The following is a 17279-nucleotide window of genomic DNA, read 5'->3' as shown; positions in this document are numbered from 1 at the left end:
CAATTAATAGAGAGTTGCAACCTGAATTCTTTTTTACGATTTTGGTGCCGACGCCATACAAAACGAAGCCTCTGCAGAAATGCAGGGGCTTCGTTGTTTTCTGTAGCAGAAGTCTGCTCAAAGGTTTTAAGTGGTATCAAGCAGGATGCAGATCCCGCAAAGCTTCCGGATGCTGGCTGGCGACCCTAAGGAGAGTTTGAGCCGCACCCGTCGGCTGCCGGCGACCCTGCTCCCAATCCTGCAAAGTCCGCAGACTCACACCGATCAGTTTGGCAAACGCACTTTGAGAAACGCCCACTTTGGCACGCGCTTCTGCTGCCGCAGAGAGCGGCACTTGAGTCACGCGCGCAGCCTTTCCAGCCTTCATCTGACGTACAGATTCCAGCAAGTCCTGCTGGAATTGCTCCAGTTCATCGACCATCGCTGATTTCCTCCTTCAGTTGCTTAAGGAAGGCTAAGGGCAAATCGTCAAACTTTGCCTTGGTGTAGGCAATGAGCAACCAGATCGAGCCTTCAGAAAGCGTATTGTAATAATATGACCCGTGTGCCGCCTCGTTTACCCATGCCGCTACGAGTCCAGCGCACCTTGCGCATACCACCACTGCCAGGCACGACATCACCATCCAACGGATTTGCAGCAAGCCAATTTATGAACTCATCGCGCTCACCCTCATCCCATATGGCTTCGGCATAGCGCTTGAAAATATCCGTTTCGATAATTGTATACATAAATCGCACTATACGGCCATGCCGTATAAACAAACGATAAACGTTTTCCTGGAAAATGCGACGAAATATGTAGCGGGAAATGCGGAGAAATCTGCTGTAACGAGAAGCCCAGCAAAGCCACTACTGGCCACGATTGTGCATCGGCTCTTCCTCAAGCTACCGTCAAACCCGTCGCTGCCAATTCAGCGACCGGGCCTGATAACCCGGGTAAGATACAGGCGCACCAGCGCCCCAACTCACGTTTGCCGGCGCATTTTTTGCGTCTGCATTACCGTGCAATGGCGGCTGTGCGTGGGAGACCTTCGGGTCTGCCGGGTTCCTGTATCTCCGGTTTATCAGCCCGCGCATAGCTGCCACCCATTCGTCTGATAACGAAATGGCAGCTCTCATTTGATACAGGGAGTTCACAAATGAAAGCCATTGATCCGTCAGCACACCGGTCACTTCACGCCCGTCCATCTCGAAGGGAAGGTGAAGCGAAATGACCCATTCTCAAGATCTGAAAACCCTCGGCCTCACCCACTTTTCCTTCCACTCCAATCAAGCGATGTTCCGCACCAACCGTGGTGTGCCGGTAATCGCCGCCCTTTCCCACGCCTCACACTTGCTTCACATTTCACGACTGCTCACTGCGGACACTTCAGTCTCTCGCGACCCCGACCTTCACGCCTATGCCTCGCAGTATTTGCAGGAATTGAGCAAGGCGCTGATCGATGATGTGGTGAAAGTGATGGATGCGCCGCCGGACAAGCCGTTGATGTAAACGCCGGTTTAAGGCCCTCGTTGATGCGAGGGCTTTTGCGTTTCAGACCTGACTGATCTCAAACACAAACGAAATCTTCTGCTGACTCGCACTCCACACATAACGCAGATGCTTGCCCTGCTTCGGAATCGATACCGCTGGCGGCCGAAACGCGGCGACGCATTCATGGCCAGGCTGGCGAACGCTGTTGTAGAGCAGTCCCCACGACTCGGTTTCGCGCAGTTGTCGGGCGAAAACCTGAGACGGCCAATAAGCCTCAGGATCCGGATTGTGCAGCTCGGGGTGATCGTGGCGAACATCGTGCAACGGTTTAACCACCCGATTGACGTAAGTGCGCATGGTCAACTCAAGATCCGCTTCCTGGGTCGCCGCAAGAAATCGCTCCTGGTGATAACAAGTCTCAGCGATGGCCGCAGCCTGACTGCTCGCAGCGTAGTAAACGCCGAAGGTACCGTCGCAGAAGCGACTGCGTTTGCCGATGTGGGTAAACGCAGCCATTACCGGGGTCGAACCGGGCCCGGAGAGTCGATCTTCGGGGCGCACGCGGGCGAGAACCCCGGCCTGCTCTATCAGCCGATCATTGGTCAGCGCTTCAATCGCGTAGGCAACTTCCAGATCTTCGGGATCGAGCACGTCTTCGAACAGCTCAATCGGCGGGAAGCTGCTGTTGACGATCCGGTAGGCTCGCGGCCACGGCACATCAACCAAATCGGGCGCCTTCAACCGCGCACCCCATCGAGATAGCGACGCACATCGGCGATGTCGATCACTCTCCCCGCCAGCATGTAATCCAATGCAGTTTGCCCGTTGAACGGCGCCGCTGTGTTTGGACTGCTGACCCACGTATAGGCGCGCTCACGGTTATTGCTGAAGATGATGCTCAACGCCTTGTGAATGCCCATCAGGTAGGAGATGCGCTCAAGGGTGTCGTTAGGCAGACGTATGTTCGGCAGGTGTTTGTATTTGTAGAAAGTGGTGTTGCCGACGCCGCCCAGCAGCGTGCGTTGCTGCTCGGCGCTGCAACCCCAACGTTCCATGAGGTTGAAGAAGAACTTCAGCGCGACGCGGCCCGCTTCGGGGGCATCAAGTTGTTCACGTGGGATGAGGGCTGGGGATGAGGTAGTCATTGCGCCTCTCCTGATTTGATTTGCTTTCATACTAGTACAGATATGAACCAATTTATAAATCTGATTCGCAAGCGTAGAGACAATAATCCAAACCCAGATAGACAGCTTTACTCGCGATGCCGAGAATCGGCCCAAGAGCGCGAAACCGACTGCTATCAGGTGGCGATAGTCGGCGTTAGGAACCCCACTGATGACCTGAGGATCGGTGTCCGGGTGAGACCTCTTTCCCTATTTGGGAGTAAAAAAAGACCGACAGCGATGTCGGTTTTTTATTGCCTCAATTATTTGAGCATTTCGTCGACCGACTCAAACCGCTGCAGAATATTCAGTGCTTCCAACATCGCTTGAGCTGTCTTATCCGTAGGGATTCGTGCAACGGAAGGCCGCTCTCGAATCTCAATAACCTGGTGCTGCCGGGTGCCATTTGGGCAGTCCAGATCAACCGCTTCTTGTGATGCACTCAATTCGCTCACCTCATTCAGATCCGCAGCCATATAGGCTTGATGCCTTCCCACTGCTACTTCATCTGCTTTGACGAGTCGCCGCTATCAGCTCGGTCGCAAGTTAGCCTAAGACGCATCCACGTATTTCGCAGGCCAAAACCACTAACGTTGTCAGCCTTTTCCCCGTGAAAAATCGCCCCCACGCACCAAAACCACGCACTTTTTTTGACCCCCATCACCCCCACGTCACCAAAAACCCCGATCCTGTGTCAGCCTCGAGCCATCGGCGAGGACATCAATTCGCTACTAAACCCGCGACAACTATGCTCAGGTACAGGAATATAGCCAGCATATGGCGCCTGACCGGCAGTCTCGTAAACAACAATACCCAGCCCACTTCAGAGGGCATTACCCATGGATAGCAGAACCTTACGCAACCTCATGCGCATCGTGCAGACCGGCTCATTGTCGGCCGCAGCCGAGCATTCGTGCCTGACTGTGCAGGCGTTGGCCGCGCAGTTGAACAAGGTCGAAGAACAGTTCGGTTTCCGCTTGTTTCGACGTTCCAACAAAGGCCTGACGCTGACGCCGCAAGGCACTGAGCTGACGCCTTATATGGACAAAGTGCTGATTGCCACGCGACAGATGGAAGAGAAAGTCGAGGCATTAAAAGTGCCGGGCCAGCGCACGTTGAAGGTTGCGTTGAACAACACCTTGTCGCCTGACTTCAACCGGCGAATGATCGGACGCCTGATCGAGGTGTTTCCCGATTATCAGATGGAATTCAGCTACGCCGAGTCGATGGAAAACCTCAGCAAGCTGAAGAACGAAGACTTTGACCTGGCCGTGCTGATCGGCCCGCAACGGCCGGGTTTGCCGAGCATCGTCCTGCCCGATGTGCAGGTGCAAGTGGTCGGCGCGCACTGTGGTCAGGAAAACGATCCGCTGACATTACTGGGCAACAAGTTTCAGGTGCGTCCTGCGGAAGATTGTCCGTATTCCCACAGCTTTTTGCGTTTTCTCGACGCCGGGCTGGGCAATCACGAGAACGGCCAGCGCATGGTCTATTCGTGCAGCGAGACCCTGACTCTGTCGCTGATCACGCAGATGGACGCGGTCGGCATGGTGTCGCGTGAGGCCGCGCAGAAGAACGGCCTGACGATTTTCCCCGGTTTCGAGGATTTCCTCGAGGTGCGCCTGGCGGTGAACAATCCGGAGTTGTCGAGCCAGGCGCTCAGCGACGTCGTCGATTTGCCGTTACATGAACGAGCCGAGCGCAATGTACGCAGCCGTCCCAACCGCCACACTGAGAAAGAGGTTTTTGCTGAAATACGCACATAACAACGTCGGAATCGCGGCATAGAATTCCGGGCGATCGAGCTGTATGTGCTGATCCTTGATCAACAAGGGTGTCAGGCTGATCGCAGCGACGATCGCCACCGGCAAGTATTCCAGCGCCCGCGCAATAAACGGCGGCCAGTGCTCGGTGTTGACTTGCAGTGGCAAGGCGCGCGGCAGGAAGGTCACGGCCATCATCAGCGCCACTACCAGAATCAGGAACGTTTGGTCAGGCATACACCCACTCCGCAGCCCACGAACGTGGCGATAAACACATTGAACGGCGAGCTGCCGACCAGGCTCAGCGCGCCCATGCACACCACGGCAGCGGCGGCGGCGATCAGTTTGTTGCGCGTGTTGCACAGCGACACCAGGACGTAAAGCATCATCGCGGTCAGGGCGTAGTCGAGCTGATACTTGATCAGGTGCGCCGCGTACTGCGCGCAGACCGCGCCGAGCAAACCGCCAAGCACCCACGAGGTGTGGCAGAACAGGTTGAAACCGATCAGATAGCGCACGTTGACCGGCGCGCCAGTGCCGAGTTTGACGCTGTGGAACGCAAAGGATTCGTCAGTCAGGCCGCCGGCATAAGCCCAGCGTTCCATGCGGCTCAAACCGAGGGCGCGCAGGGCCTTGGCCATGTACACCGACATCAGCATGTGTCGCGCGTTGATCAGGAAAGTGGTCAGTACGATAGTAGTCAGCGAGGCGCCGCTGGAGATCAGCGCCAGCGCGGCGAATTGCGAAGCGCCGGCGTAGACGAATAAACACATCGCCACCGGCAGCCACATCGGCAGGCCGGCGTTGACGGCCATCAGTCCGAACACGAATGACACCGTGAAATAACCGGCGACCACCGGGCTGGCTTCGGCAAACGTGCGCGACTGCTGATGGTTGACCATCAACGGCGCACTGCCGGACGTTTCATTCATAGATCCCTCTCAAATGTTCGTTCGCCATGAGGCTCGCAAAAACCCTGGGCAGTCCAAAAACGCTTGCCCGCGAGGTTAGCATCGTCGACGAACAGAAACATCCGTAACACACCGACCCGTTTCATGTCGGACGACGCCGCTTCAACCAGTCGTTGACCGACGCCCTGGCTGCGATAGCGCGGGCTGACCGCCAGATGATTGATCGTGCCGCGACTGCCGAGCATGCCGCCGAGCACCGCGCCGACGATTTCGCCGGCGACGTCGAAGGCGAGATAGGCCGTGGTGGTTTTCTGGATCAACACGCCGCGCAGGCACTTGGCGTCCTGCCATTCGCAGAAGGACACTTCGTCGAACTGGCGGAAGAAGCGCTCCATGCGCTGCGCATCCTTGGCCGTGGCGCGTCGCAGCACCACCGGCGTCGAGCACTCGACGCCGTCGATTGGGGTGATCTGATTAGCGAACAATGTCGAAAGCGGTCCCGGGCCGCGAGAAGGAAATCGCCAGAATCTGCCGATACGCCATCGCATGAGTGTGCGGGTTGCGGGCCGGGGTCACGTAGTGGCGCATGTCGCGATCAAGGAAGTACGTGGTGTCGAGAATTTCCTGGTAAGTGGTCGACGCCAGTTGATGCTCGTGGATGTCGTACAGACGACTCTCCGCACCCTCGACGTTGTTGCGGCCCCAGAAATGCACACCGCTGAACGGATAACCGTCGCAGTGAATGCCTTCCGGAGTGATTTCCAGTTGTTTGCCGGGTTTGATTTCGATGCGGATCTGATGGATCTGGCACTGCCAGATTTCATCGTGCAGCTCTTCCGGGAGCACGCTTTTGTAAACTTCGAAATCGGTGTCGATCAGGCTGCGCATCACCGGTGAAGTAATCACTTCATCGGAGAAGTCCTGAAAGTGTCGCACCAGGCCGCCAACATAGGCGTTGTTTTCCTTGGATTGCACGTAAGCGCGATGCTCGAGTTGCTTCAGCTCACGCGTCTTCGGGTTGTACTCAAAGTCGCTGTAACGACGGTAACGCATGCCGGCTTCGGCCTGACCGTAGTAACTGTCAGGCTCCATGTTTTCCCAACTTTTGGTCAGTCTGACGAAGTCGGCAAAATGACCGTAGAGATTGAAGTCACCACCCTGGACGTTGACATATTTGTCGCGCCGTAGCGATTCGCCCACTTCTCTGTTCAAAACGATCATTACCAAATTCTCCGCTGCGTTGAGCGGCCTAATCTATTAGGTGGAGAATTTGCGTCCATGAGAAAGAATTTCAGGCATTTAAAGCGCTGTTTGAAACGGCGTTTGCAGCGACCTGAAAACAACTTTTTCATGACAAAAACACCGGTCTTTTCCGGTTTTCGTCGAAAAACCGTCGAAAAAAAACCCCGAACCAGTCGGGGTTTTTCTCACGTTTCTTACACTTGATCAGGCATCAGAAGATGTTGATCGGGTAGTCCACGAACACACGCAGTTCGTTGCCGCTGACGTTGTACTCACTGGATTTCTGCGACACGCGCAGGATCGAGCTGCGCAACTTCACGCTCAGGTCTTTGGCCGGGCCGCTTTGCACGACGTACTTGAACTGGTTGAAGATTTCCCGCTCGGTGCCGCCTTCGCTGGTGGACGTGGTGATGTTGTCGCCACGCACGTAGGCGAAGTTGTAGCTCAGGCCCGGCACGCCGAATGCGCCGAAGTCGAGGCCGTAGCCCAACTGCCAGCTGCGTTCGTCTTCAGCGTTAAAGTCGGACCAGTAGGAGTTGGCCAGGTAGATGGAGTTACCGCCGTCGCCGACACGACCCTGTTCTTTCTGGTAGCCGCCGTAGGCGTAGCCCAGGTTGCTGTCGCCAGTGGAGCGCTGGTGCGCCACGGTGAACGAGTGCGGGCCAGTGGCGAATGTCGCGGCCAGGCTCCAGATCTTGTTGTCGCGACCGGTCACGATGCTTTCGCCCGGAACGGTGTTTTCGCGCACGTACGAGCTGTCCAGCTTGGTGCGGTAACCGTTGAAGTCCAGGGTCAGCGACTGATCCTTGTTGAACGGCAACACGTAGTTGGCGTTCACGTATTGTTTCTTCAATACGTCTTCGACGTCGGAAGCGTACAACGCGCCTTTGAAGTTCTCGGTGAACTGGTAGCTACCGCCCAATACGTTGATCGACTTCAGACCACCGCTGTCACGGCCTTCAGCGCTCTTGCGCGATTCGGCGGTGAAACGACCAGCGTTCAGCTCCAGGCCTTTGATCTCTTTGGAAGTGATCATCGTACCGGTGTAGCTTTCCGGCAGCAGACGCACGTTGTCGTAGCTCAACACTGGCAGCGCCGGCATCTGGTCGCCGTAGGTCAGCACCGTATTGGAAATACGGAATTTGACGGCTGCACCGCCCTTGGACAGGTCATTGGCCGCTTTATCACTGCCGCCAGGCGCGTGATCAGCTTGCTTGAAAAAGTCGATACCTTGCGCGCCGGTGCGACCTTCACCACCGTCCAGACGCAGTGCGTACAGACCGAAAGCGTCGACACCGACACCCACGGTGCCTTGGGTGAAACCGGACGAGAACGTACCGATGGCCGCTTGGCCCCACTCGGCTTTGTCCGGACGACCATCTTTGTAATCACGATTGATGTAAGCATTGCGCAGCAGCACTTTGAGGCTGCTGTCTTCTACAAAACCCTTGGACTCGGCTTGGTCGTTAGCCATGGCCTGAGTGGCGCTCAACATCCCCAGTGCGATCAGACTGATTCGCTTGTTCAACATTTTGTTTTCCTTATTACGGGTTGAAACGCGCTGTGTCGAACGGCGGAAACGGCGCTTTTGCACTCTTTTATTCACCCCGAAACAAAAAGGCCCGCCCACGAGAACGTGATGGCGGGCCTGCTCCTTATTTTGAGTCATGGCGGTTGGCCACAGGCGTTGGGCCGAATCGTAGCCGCGCCCTGAACAATGTGTCAATTTCAAGAATCGTCTTTAAATAGGTAAAAATCGTCTAAGAAACGTAAATTTTGCGCTGACTCCTTGCTGGGAAACGCAAACAGCCAGTGAATCCAGTGTGTATCAAGCGCAGCCATCGATAGCACAAAGTGCAGAAGCTTTGCCTGGCTGGTCGAGGACGATGGCCGGTTTCAACCAGTCGACAAATGCCTGCGGCTTGCCCAACCAGGGGCTGATGTCGATCAATTGGAATGTGCCGTTCTGCTCCAGAGCAATCGTTGGAAAACCCTGGCCGCCCAATCGAGCCAAAAACTGGCGACTGGCTTTTATATGCCCCTCGCTATCAACGGACTCAAACGCAACGTGGAAATCTTCCTGCGCATAGCCCATCTGTGTCGCCAACTCCAACAGCACGACTGAATCGGCAATACGTCGCCCTTCCACGTAATGCGCAGTTTGCAACCGCCCCAGCAGGCGCAAACCGCCTCCGTCGATGGCTTCGGCCGCCATGACCGCTGCAATCGGTGGTGTCGAATCGAACACCGCTGAGTGATCACGCAGCAAACCCTCGAAATACGCCTCGCCAAAAGGCTGGCCGGTGTATTCGGCAATGCGTCGGTCGTGGGGCAAGACGTAATCGCGCAGTTGCGAGGAAACCGGCTGGCGGTTGGCGCCACTCATCATGCCTCCAGCATGGACAATCACCGGCAGCACCTGTTGCGCGGCTTCAACCAGCGGCTTGGCGCCATAACACCAGCCACACAACGGGTCGTAGATGTAATGAAGAATCATGGGAAAGCTCCGGCAGCAAGTCAGGAAAATCGATGGCGGCAGATTAGTCCTCGCAACCGTGCAGAAAAACGCCGGAATGGCTTTCAGTCTGTTTCGCGAATCGGTCGAATTGTCTGGTCGGGTCAGATTGTGTCGAACTGGACACAAATTGAAACAATCAGACTAGGGAACTTATAAGGAATAATTAACGAAAGCAAATGCAAAGCATTACCATTCGCGCGATCGAATTCCTCCACCCTTTCGGATGCGCTTTTCAATGCCTGCCCCGTTCCGTCTCACGCCCGTCACGCTTGGGCTTTCTGCTTTTCTGTCCAGTGGTTTTGCCTATTCGGCGACCGAACTTCCCGCCACCGCGATCAGCGCCGAAGCGCAAGCCGATGACCCTCGGGTGAAGCTCAGCAGCACCGCGACGCGCACCTCAACGCCGGTGCGTTATGTGCCGCAGGCGATTGATTCGGTCAAGACATCGAACGTTGCCAACTACGGCACCAACGATATTGCTGACGCGTTGAGCGGCATGCCCAACGTCAGCAGCAGCGCCGACACTCGCTTCGACAGCCTGCGCATTCGCGGCTTCGATGCCAGCAATGACTTCTATCTCGACGGCATCCGCGACGACAGCCAATACAAGCGCGACTTGCACAACATCGAACGCGTCGAAGTACTCAAAGGCCCAGCCGCTGTGCTGTACGGCCGTGGCAGTCAGGGCGGGATCATCAACCGCGTGAGCAAAATGCCCGAGTCCGGCCGCCGCTCGACCATCGAAGCCCAGGGTGGCAGCGAAGATTTGCGTAGTCTTTACGCCGACCTCAGCACCGATCCGAGCGAAAACATCAGCCTGCGCCTGAACATGGGCAACATGGATGAAAACAGCTTCCGCGACGGCGTCAGCGGTAATCGCCAACTGTTCGCGCCGTCGATGAGCTGGCAACTGACGCCGGATCTGAACTGGCTGGTGCAATACGAATACAGCCGCTACAACCGCACGCCGGATCGCGGCATTCCCGGCGTCAACGGGCGCCCGGCCGATGTCGGTCGCGACACGACCTACGGCAACGATCACGACTTCATCGATGACAAGTCTCAGTCCTTGCGCTCGAAACTCACCTACGAAATCAATGACAACTGGCAACTGCGCCAGACCCTCGGCGTGTTCAAGCTCGACAGTGATTTCGACAACACCTACCTCACCGGTTACACCCCTGCGACCAACAAGGTCACGCGCCAGCACTGGCAGCAGGATCTGACCACCCGCAACGTCTACAACAACCTCGAACTTGAAGGCGGCTTCGATACCTTTGGTCTTGAGCATCGCCTGCTCACTGGCGTCGAGATCGGCAGCCAGCGCCGCGATCCAAAGCTGTACAACGCCGCCACTGGCAGAACGCCCGGAGCGCAACCGGTACCGTCGCTTGACCTGTACAACCCCAACCGCGATCTGCGCCACACAGGAGCCATGCAGGTTTCCAGCAGCAGCCACACCGAGGTCGAAAGTCGCGCGGTGTACGTGCAGGACCAACTGCGCCTGAACGATCAATGGCAACTGCTGGGTGGTTTGCGTTACGACACCTTCGATATCGAATCGACCAACAAGCTGCGGAACATTTCTGAAGATCGCGACAGCCACAGCACCAGTCCGCGTGTCGGCCTGGTCTGGACGCCGTTGCAGAATCACTCGTTCTACGCCTCTTGGTCGAAGACGTTTTCGCCAGTGGGCGGTGGCTTGATCGGCATCACCCCGGGAGCGGCCGGCAACACCAATGACCTCAGCCCCGAGCTGACCAAGCAGAAAGAGATCGGCGTGAAGAGTGACTGGCTCGATGACCGTTTGAGCACCACGCTGGCGATCTATGACCTGGAACTCTACAACCGCCGCACCACCGACCCAAACGACCCGACCCTGACCGTAATGTCCGGTCTGCAGCGCTCGCGCGGGATCGAGTTGACGGCCACCGGCAACATCGTCGGCAACTGGTACATGCGCGGTGGCGTTGGTATGCAGGACGCGAAGATCGAGAAGGACAACAACGGCCTGGAAGGCAAACGCATCAACAACGTCGCCAAGCACAACGGCAGCCTGTTCCTGACCTGGAAACCGGAGATGGGCTGGTACGGGGAAACCGGTCTGGCCCTGGTTGGCCAACGTTATGCCGATAACGCCAACACCACTGTGTTGCCGGGTTATGGCCGCTGGGATGCGTTGGTCGGTTATCGCTTGAAAGATTGGGACTTACGCGCGGCACTGAACAACATCACCGATCGTGAGTACTACGCGTCGGCGACCAGCCAGTATCAAATCCAGCCAGGCGCACCACGCAGCGTCGTGATGACCGGTACCTACAGTTTCTGATTTCACACAAATGCCTGTGGGAGCGAGCCTGCTCGCGAAAGCGTCGGGTCAGTCGACATCGTCGTAACCTGATCCACCGCATTCGCGAGCAGGCTCGCTCCCACATTGAATGGGTGTTCCCAAAACAGTTGTGCATAAAAAAGCGCCGCCATCCCGGCAGCGCTTTGACCAATCCCTGTTGTTCTTCTTATCCTTTCATTACAGCCCACAATGCATCCAGTTCGGCCTCGCTGAACAGGTCAGCGGGGTAACGCTCGATCATCATCCGGCGCGGATCAGGTTCTCTGATCTGACGCGTTCCATTGGACTTCAACCAGTGCGCGACAATCTGGAGCGATTCGCCGTTAACGGCCATGGGATGCAACGTCCGCTCGCTGACTACGTTCACTTCGGCGTTCATTTCAGCGCTCTCTCCCCGTTCATGAGCGGCTACGTTATCCAAGGTTTATGACAGAACTGTTGAAGTTCTCCCCCCTCCCTAGTGCATGGGTGATGAATACAAGAGCTATGCCAAGGTTTCGCATTTGTCGACAAGCGGATACAAAGAAGCCCGCAATCCAACCGGGCTGCGGGCTTCTTTACATGCATAGCGAGCTATTCATTGCCCGGCTGATTTAGTAATCAACTCAAGCTGTTACGACTCAACTCACTCTTTGTGCGGCGCGGGTTGCTGTTGGGTAAGGCAGTGGATATTGCCGCCACCCAGTAACAGTTCGCGGCCCGGCACCATCACCACTTCGTGCTGCGGGAACAGCTTCTGCAGAATTTCCCTGGCCGGGGCATCCATCGGATCGTCGAAGCTCGGCGCGATGATGCCGCCGTTGACGATCAGGAAGTTCACGTAGGAACCGGCCAGGCGCACGGATGGATTGCGCTCCTGCGTGCCATCCACCGGATCAACACCGGCGCACTCTTCTTCGGTCGCATAGAGCGGCCCCGGAATCGGCATTTTGTGCACCGTGAACGGGCGACCTTTGGCGTCAGTGCTGCTTTGCAGCACGTTCATAGCGGCCTGGCAGCGCGGGTAGTTCGGATCCTGTGGATCGTCAGTCCACGCCAACAATACTTCGCCCGGACGCACGTAGCAGCAGAAGTTATCCACATGGCCGTCGGTTTCGTCATTGAACAAACCGTCCGGCAGCCAGATGATTTTATCCACAGACAGATTGGCGCTGAGCACCGCTTCGATTTCTTCGCGGCCCAGGTGCGGGTTGCGATTGCGGTTGAGCAGGCATTCTTCGGTGGTGATCAGCGTGCCTTCGCCGTCGACGTGAATCGAACCGCCTTCAAGCACGAAACCTTCTGTGCGGTAACGCGGGCTGCGCTCGATCTCGAGGATCTTGCCGCCAACCTGCGAATCGCGATTCCACGGCGAATACAGACCGCCGTCGAAACCGCCCCAGGCGTTGAAGTCCCAGTTCACACCGCGTACTTCGCCGTTGTTGTTGATGACGAAAGTCGGGCCGCTGTCGCGTACCCAGGCGTCATCGCTGGACATCTCGACCACACGGATATTCGGCACGTCGAGGCGCGCGCGGGCGTTTTCGTATTGCCCGGCGGACACGGCCACGGTCACCGGTTCAAAGCGCGCGATGGCCTTGGCCACCGCTGCGTGTGCGGCTTGCGCCGGTTTGCCGTCCAGACGCCAGTTGTCCGGGCGCTCGGGCCAGATCATCCAGGTCTGCGTTTGCGGCGCCCACTCGGCCGGCATGTGAAAGCCGTCGGCGCGCGGGGTACTTTTCAAGGTGGTCATCGGGATCAGGACTCCAGGGAACCGTCGAGGGTTTTCAACGCACCGTACAGGTTCGGACGGCGGTCACGGAATGAACCCCACGCGCTGCGAATGTGTTCGAGCTCGTCGAGGTTGAAAGTGTGCACAAGAATACCTTCTTCGGTTTTATTCAGCTCCTGCACTTTTTCGCCGAACTGGTTGGCGATGAACGAAGAGCCGTAGAACGTGATGTCGTAGCCGTCCTGTTCTTCATTGCCGATGCGGTTGCTGGCGATTAGCGGCATCAGGTTGGCGCCGGCATGGCCCTGCTGCACACGCTGCCAGTGGTCGCGCGACGAGATAGTCTTGTCGTGCGGCTCGCTGCCGATTGCGGTCGGGTAAAACAGAATTTCCGCACCTTGCAGCGCCATGCTGCGCGCGGCTTCCGGGAACCACTGATCCCAGCAGATGCCCACGCCGATTTTTGCGTAACGGGTGTTCCACACTTTGAAACCGGTGTCGCCCGGGTTGAAGTAATACTTCTCGTGGTAGCCCGGGCCGTCCGGGATATGGCTTTTACGATAAATCCCGAGGTTGCTGCCGTCGGCGTCGATGATCGCGATGCTGTTGAAACGCGCGCGGCCGGCCAGTTCGTAGAAGCTGATCGGCAGCACCACTTGCAGCTCTTTGGCGATTCTCTGGAAATGCTTGATCGCGACGTTCTCTTCAACCGTTGTCGCCAGTTGCAGGTAGTCCGGGTTTGGCTTCTGGCAGAAGTACGGCGCCTCGAACAGCTCCTGAATCAGGATGATCTGCGCGCCCTTGGCGGCGGCTTCGCGAACCAGTCTTTCAGCAATTTCGAGGTTGGCTTCCAGATCCCAGGAACAGGCCATCTGAGTGGCGGCAACGGTAACGATACGGCTCATGAATCATCTCCGGGCAAGTGCTTTGACGGTCGACAATTCGACCGAAAAGAAAAACGCGCGCACCGGACATGAGATCGCCATGCCGGAGCAATGGCGACTTTATAGCCGATAAATATCGGCTTTAGAAGCTAGTAAATTGCCTTTCGTCTAAATACACCGATAAAAAGCCGATACAAATCGAGTTAAAGACTGAAACCAACTGTGGGAGCGAGCATGCTCGCGAAAGCGGTTTCTCATTCAACAACAATGTTGATTGATCGATAGCTTTCGCGAGCAGGCTCGCTCCCACAGGGGTTCGGGTGAGGGCTTACAGGCCTTCTGCGAGGACTCGATCAAGCATATCGACAAAGAAATCCACACTCTGGCGCGATGTCACCATCGGCGGTTTGATCTTGAGAATGTTCAGATCATCACCCGTCGGCTGCATGAAAATCCCCAATTCACGCAAGCGATCGCACAGCAACGCGGTTTCCTCGCTCGCAGGCTCCAGCGTCTCGCGATTGCGGATCAGCTCCAGCCCCAGATAGAACCCGGAACCGTGCACCGCGCCTACCAGCGGATGTTTATCGATCAACGCTTCGAGCCGCGCCTTGAAGTGGCCACCGACTACTTGCGCGTTCTCCCAGAGCTTTTCTTCTTCCATGACATCGAGCACCGCCATGCCGATCTGGCAACTCACCGGACTGCCACCCGCCGAGGAGAAAAAGTAACCCTCGGCCTCCAGCGCCTCGGCAATTTCCCGCCGAGTGATGACCGCGCCCAGCGGCTGGCCGTTGCCCATGCCCTTGGCCATGCAGATGATATCCGGCACCACGCCCTGCTCTTCAAAACCCCAGAAGAAGTGGCCCATGCGCCCGTAACCGACCTGCACTTCGTCGGCGATGCACACGCCGCCCTGCGCGCGCACCAGCGCGTACACCTGTTTCAAATATCCCGGCGGCAGCGAGATACCACCAGCATTGCCATACACCGGTTCGCAGATAAATCCGGCCAATTGGCGCTTCTGTGCGGCAAGTTTTTCCAGGTGATGCTCAACGCTGCGCACGTAATCCGGCGCCGAATCGAGGCCACGGAACTCACCGCGATAAGTGTTTGGCGCAGGTACCGGATGCACCCAGTCCGGGCGGCTTTCCAGCGCTTTCGGGTTATCGGCGATCGAGGTCGATACCGCATCGGCGCCGACCGTCCAGCCGTGATAGGCCTCGAGCACACTGATCATGTCGCGCCCACCGCTGTAGGCCCACGCCAGACGAATCGCCAGGTCATTGGCCTCGCTGCCGCTGTTGACCAGAAACACTCGATCCATGCCTTCCGGTGCCAGTTTCAGCAAGCGCTCGGAAAACTCCGCCACCGCCGCATAGTTGAAGCGCGAGTTGGTGTTCAGTAACGACCACTGGCGAGCGGCGACCGCTGCCATACGCGGGTGACCGTGACCAAGCACCGCCACGTTGTTGAGCATGTCCAGATAGGAGCGGCCCTGCATGTCGATCAGATGATTGCGCCAGCCGCGCTCAATGCGCGGCGGGTCGACGTAGTAGTGTTTTTGCGTGCGGGCGAAACTGGCATCGCGGCGTGCGAGCAGGGTTTTCGCGTCAAGCTCCGGCTCGGCATCACAGGCCAGGCCCAGCAACGCTGCCGGCGAGGGACATAGCGCCTGCCACGCCGCTGCCTGCCCCGGGGTGCAAAACAACGGCGCATCGAGCTGCGCACCGCGGCACAACTGCACCCGCAACGGGCCGCTGACCGCGCCCAGCACCTGACCTTTGACCAGCGCCGCGCCGCTGTGCAGCGAAGGTGTCACGCCCCACAGGCGAACGCTGAGTTGCGGGCCATCCAGTTGCAGCACACCGTCAGCTGCCTGATGCACGACGCCAGCGAACGGCGCCTCCACGGCGGTACCATCGGGCACACGCAATTCCACGTGCAACGGGAAGGTGTCCGGTTCAACGGCACTGTCGGGACAAGTGCGCGACAAACGGTACTGACCATAACGGCTTGCCGCCAAACCATGGGCCGCCGCCGCTTCGTTCAACAGGTGCTGATCGATACCCTCCTGCTCCCAGTTGCCGGCCTCGAAATGCGGACTCAGGACACCGAGATCGATCAGCGCAAACTCGCGCCCGACCAGACCGGGCAGCAATGGCGCAAAACCTGCGCTGTCGATCGCCGGCAAGGCGTGGCCGACCGCCGTGAGGATCGCTGCTTCCATCAACGCCAAGGGCACCGAAGTCGCCACCCGAAAGATTTCCCACTCGTGGCTGAGGTTGTCGCGGCTGTAGGTATTCGCGGGGTCAATGCTGATCTGCTGCTCACCACTGAGCACCAGAACTGCAGCACGCGCCACAATCAAAGGCCACAGCGCTTGCAGCTCTTCATGTTGCAGCGGGTTGACCGCGTGGTAGGCCTGAACCGCCGGCAGGATGACAAACGGATCACCACCAGCGTGATGCAGCAACGCCGCACAGGTCACCGACAGATCGGTGATGCGCCACGTGCGCACCAGATCGCCAAAGTCGATCACGCCCTGCAATTGCCAGTGCCGCTGGGCATCGCGCGCCCAGACAGCGTTGTCATCGGTGATGTCCATATGGATCGCCTGCACCGGCAGCTTGTCCTGCAACGGCTGCAAACGGCGCTCGGCCTGTTCGGCGGCATCGGCGATCAATGCGCGTTGCTGCTCATCCTTGATCACCGGCAGCAAATGGCTGATCAGTGCACTGGCGTGGCGGGCATCCCACTGCAACGTGCGCTCAAGGCCCGGATGGTCGAACCCGGCCAGCGCCAGATCCATCTCACCGCAGAGCCGGCCAAACCCGGCCACCACGTCACGCCCCAGGTGATCGAGGTGCGTGAGCGGCTGGCCTTCGATGTAATCCAGCAGCCGCACATGAACCGCTTCGCCGCCGACCTCCAGTGACAGCAGATCCTCGCCATTATTGGCCGCGATCACCCTCGGCACCGTCACCGCAGAATGCTCGGCCAGGTACTTGAGACCGGCGTGCTGGGCTTGCAGCTCCACCAAAGCGTAATCGCCACGGCAGATTTTCAGCACAAACCGCCCGCGCGGGCTGTCGACGCGAAAATTCAGATCCTGCTGACTGCCAAGGGCCTGCAACGTGCCGCTGAGCCCGTAATGGTCCGCCAGCCATTGCCGGGCCTGCTCTGCAGAAACCTGCGGGCTGGGCAAACTGGCGCGATGAATCAACGTGGCGAGCGGCATGAAACGACCCCTGAAATTTTAT

Annotated in this window: 17 protein-coding genes and 1 pseudogene; 3 read left to right on the top strand and 15 right to left on the bottom strand. The window is 57.7% G+C overall.

From position 1 onward, the window contains the following. Positions 1–136: 136 nt before the first annotated feature. Positions 137–421, bottom strand: a complete 285-nt coding sequence (locus tag ACRRSD_RS16885; protein WP_016986316.1) for a helix-turn-helix domain-containing protein — start codon at positions 419–421, stop codon at positions 137–139. Then, positions 411–729, bottom strand: a pseudogene (locus ACRRSD_RS16880) (transcriptional regulator). The gene ACRRSD_RS16885 and the pseudogene ACRRSD_RS16880 overlap by 11 nt, the downstream one beginning before the upstream one ends. 481 nt (positions 730–1210) lie before the next feature. Here ACRRSD_RS16880 and ACRRSD_RS16875 point away from each other — a divergent pair. Further along, entirely contained in the window at positions 1211–1492 is a 282-nt protein-coding gene (locus ACRRSD_RS16875) for a DUF3077 domain-containing protein (RefSeq protein ID WP_064388945.1), read from the top strand. A 42-nt stretch (positions 1493–1534) separates the two neighbouring features. On the opposite strand, the gene ACRRSD_RS16870 is transcribed toward ACRRSD_RS16875, so the two are convergent. From ACRRSD_RS16870 to ACRRSD_RS16860, 3 genes are all read right to left on the bottom strand, one after another. After that, positions 1535–2200, bottom strand: coding sequence for an RES family NAD+ phosphorylase (locus tag ACRRSD_RS16870; protein WP_435038513.1), 666 nt, complete (start codon positions 2198–2200; stop codon positions 1535–1537). 11 nt (positions 2201–2211) lie between these two features. After that, a complete protein-coding gene (locus ACRRSD_RS16865; RefSeq protein ID WP_435034363.1) occupies positions 2212–2619 on the bottom strand; it encodes an MbcA/ParS/Xre antitoxin family protein in 408 nt (135 codons plus the stop codon). A 281-nt stretch (positions 2620–2900) separates the two neighbouring features. Further along, on the bottom strand, positions 2901–3113 hold the full coding sequence (locus tag ACRRSD_RS16860; protein ID WP_435034362.1) for a hypothetical protein: 213 nt from the start codon (positions 3111–3113) through the stop codon (positions 2901–2903). A gap of 363 nt (positions 3114–3476) precedes the next feature. On the opposite strand from ACRRSD_RS16860, the gene ACRRSD_RS16855 reads away from it, so the two are divergent. Beyond that, positions 3477–4403, top strand: a complete 927-nt coding sequence (locus ACRRSD_RS16855) for a LysR family transcriptional regulator (RefSeq protein ID WP_008080520.1) — start codon at positions 3477–3479, stop codon at positions 4401–4403. Here ACRRSD_RS16855 and ACRRSD_RS16850 read toward each other — a convergent pair. From ACRRSD_RS16850 to ACRRSD_RS16825, 6 genes are all read right to left on the bottom strand, one after another. Further along, positions 4320–4637: an AzlD domain-containing protein gene (locus ACRRSD_RS16850; RefSeq protein WP_007909127.1), complete on the bottom strand. Its 318-nt coding sequence runs from the start codon at positions 4635–4637 to the stop codon at positions 4320–4322. The two genes, ACRRSD_RS16855 and ACRRSD_RS16850, sit on opposite strands and share 84 nt — an antisense overlap. Further along, complete coding sequence (locus ACRRSD_RS16845) at positions 4616–5332, bottom strand: AzlC family ABC transporter permease (RefSeq protein WP_435034361.1); 717 nt, start codon at positions 5330–5332, stop codon at positions 4616–4618. The genes ACRRSD_RS16850 and ACRRSD_RS16845 overlap by 22 nt, the downstream gene beginning before the upstream one ends. Continuing rightward, complete coding sequence (locus ACRRSD_RS16840; RefSeq protein ID WP_008080517.1) at positions 5329–5706, bottom strand: GNAT family N-acetyltransferase; 378 nt, start codon at positions 5704–5706, stop codon at positions 5329–5331. Before ACRRSD_RS16840 ends, ACRRSD_RS16845 begins: the two co-directional genes overlap by 4 nt. A gap of 79 nt (positions 5707–5785) precedes the next feature. Next, positions 5786–6532 (bottom strand): 2OG-Fe dioxygenase family protein, encoded by a 747-nt coding sequence (locus tag ACRRSD_RS16835; protein ID WP_007909122.1) that lies wholly within the window; start codon positions 6530–6532, stop codon positions 5786–5788. A 232-nt stretch (positions 6533–6764) separates the two neighbouring features. After that, positions 6765–8084, bottom strand: coding sequence for an OprD family porin (locus ACRRSD_RS16830; protein ID WP_435034360.1), 1320 nt, complete (start codon positions 8082–8084; stop codon positions 6765–6767). A 297-nt stretch (positions 8085–8381) separates the two neighbouring features. Further along, positions 8382–9050 (bottom strand): DsbA family protein, encoded by a 669-nt coding sequence (locus ACRRSD_RS16825; RefSeq protein ID WP_435034359.1) that lies wholly within the window; start codon positions 9048–9050, stop codon positions 8382–8384. Between the two features lie 256 nt (positions 9051–9306). On the opposite strand from ACRRSD_RS16825, the gene ACRRSD_RS16820 reads away from it, so the two are divergent. Next, positions 9307–11400, top strand: a complete 2094-nt coding sequence (locus ACRRSD_RS16820) for a TonB-dependent receptor (protein ID WP_435034358.1) — start codon at positions 9307–9309, stop codon at positions 11398–11400. Between the two features lie 187 nt (positions 11401–11587). On the opposite strand, the gene ACRRSD_RS16815 is transcribed toward ACRRSD_RS16820, so the two are convergent. The 4 genes from ACRRSD_RS16815 to ACRRSD_RS16800 all read right to left on the bottom strand — a co-directional run bounded on the left by ACRRSD_RS16815 (position 11588) and on the right by ACRRSD_RS16800 (position 17257). Next, a complete protein-coding gene (locus ACRRSD_RS16815) occupies positions 11588–11800 on the bottom strand; it encodes a hypothetical protein (RefSeq protein ID WP_435034357.1) in 213 nt (70 codons plus the stop codon). A 246-nt stretch (positions 11801–12046) separates the two neighbouring features. Further along, on the bottom strand, positions 12047–13153 hold the full coding sequence (gene aguA / locus ACRRSD_RS16810; protein ID WP_435034356.1) for an agmatine deiminase: 1107 nt from the start codon (positions 13151–13153) through the stop codon (positions 12047–12049). 5 nt (positions 13154–13158) lie between these two features. Continuing rightward, positions 13159–14037, bottom strand: a complete 879-nt coding sequence (gene aguB / locus ACRRSD_RS16805; protein ID WP_435034355.1) for an N-carbamoylputrescine amidase — start codon at positions 14035–14037, stop codon at positions 13159–13161. Positions 14038–14344: 307 nt separating this feature from the next. Then, a complete protein-coding gene (locus tag ACRRSD_RS16800; protein ID WP_435034354.1) occupies positions 14345–17257 on the bottom strand; it encodes an aminotransferase in 2913 nt (970 codons plus the stop codon). Positions 17258–17279 lie beyond the last annotated feature (22 nt).

This window comes from Pseudomonas neuropathica (assembly GCF_051174785.1).
In the GTDB taxonomy this organism is placed as follows: Bacteria; Pseudomonadota; Gammaproteobacteria; order Pseudomonadales; family Pseudomonadaceae; genus Aquipseudomonas; species Aquipseudomonas neuropathica_A.
The sequence above is the reverse complement of the archived record's forward strand: the minus strand, read 5'-3'. Positions and strand labels throughout refer to the sequence as shown.

Excerpts from the sequence above, each read along its gene's own strand:
- ACRRSD_RS16835 (WP_007909122.1), bottom strand. The coding sequence starts at position 6,532 with ATGATCGTTTTGAACAGAGAAGTGGGCGAATCGCTACGGCGCGACAAA.
- ACRRSD_RS16820 (WP_435034358.1), top strand. The coding sequence starts at position 9,307 with ATGCCTGCCCCGTTCCGTCTCACGCCCGTCACGCTTGGGCTTTCTGCT.
- ACRRSD_RS16855 (WP_008080520.1), top strand. The coding sequence starts at position 3,477 with ATGGATAGCAGAACCTTACGCAACCTCATGCGCATCGTGCAGACCGGC.
- ACRRSD_RS16885 (WP_016986316.1), bottom strand. The coding sequence starts at position 421 with ATGGTCGATGAACTGGAGCAATTCCAGCAGGACTTGCTGGAATCTGTA.
- ACRRSD_RS16865 (WP_435034363.1), bottom strand. The coding sequence starts at position 2,619 with ATGACTACCTCATCCCCAGCCCTCATCCCACGTGAACAACTTGATGCC.
- ACRRSD_RS16850 (WP_007909127.1), bottom strand. The coding sequence starts at position 4,637 with ATGCCTGACCAAACGTTCCTGATTCTGGTAGTGGCGCTGATGATGGCC.
- ACRRSD_RS16875 (WP_064388945.1), top strand. The coding sequence starts at position 1,211 with ATGACCCATTCTCAAGATCTGAAAACCCTCGGCCTCACCCACTTTTCC.
- ACRRSD_RS16840 (WP_008080517.1), bottom strand. The coding sequence starts at position 5,706 with ATGGAGCGCTTCTTCCGCCAGTTCGACGAAGTGTCCTTCTGCGAATGG.
- aguA (WP_435034356.1), bottom strand. The coding sequence starts at position 13,153 with ATGACCACCTTGAAAAGTACCCCGCGCGCCGACGGCTTTCACATGCCG.
- ACRRSD_RS16815 (WP_435034357.1), bottom strand. The coding sequence starts at position 11,800 with ATGAACGCCGAAGTGAACGTAGTCAGCGAGCGGACGTTGCATCCCATG.
- ACRRSD_RS16860 (WP_435034362.1), bottom strand. The coding sequence starts at position 3,113 with ATGGCTGCGGATCTGAATGAGGTGAGCGAATTGAGTGCATCACAAGAA.
- ACRRSD_RS16800 (WP_435034354.1), bottom strand. The coding sequence starts at position 17,257 with ATGCCGCTCGCCACGTTGATTCATCGCGCCAGTTTGCCCAGCCCGCAG.
- ACRRSD_RS16825 (WP_435034359.1), bottom strand. The coding sequence starts at position 9,050 with ATGATTCTTCATTACATCTACGACCCGTTGTGTGGCTGGTGTTATGGC.
- ACRRSD_RS16845 (WP_435034361.1), bottom strand. The coding sequence starts at position 5,332 with ATGAATGAAACGTCCGGCAGTGCGCCGTTGATGGTCAACCATCAGCAG.
- ACRRSD_RS16830 (WP_435034360.1), bottom strand. The coding sequence starts at position 8,084 with ATGTTGAACAAGCGAATCAGTCTGATCGCACTGGGGATGTTGAGCGCC.
- aguB (WP_435034355.1), bottom strand. The coding sequence starts at position 14,037 with ATGAGCCGTATCGTTACCGTTGCCGCCACTCAGATGGCCTGTTCCTGG.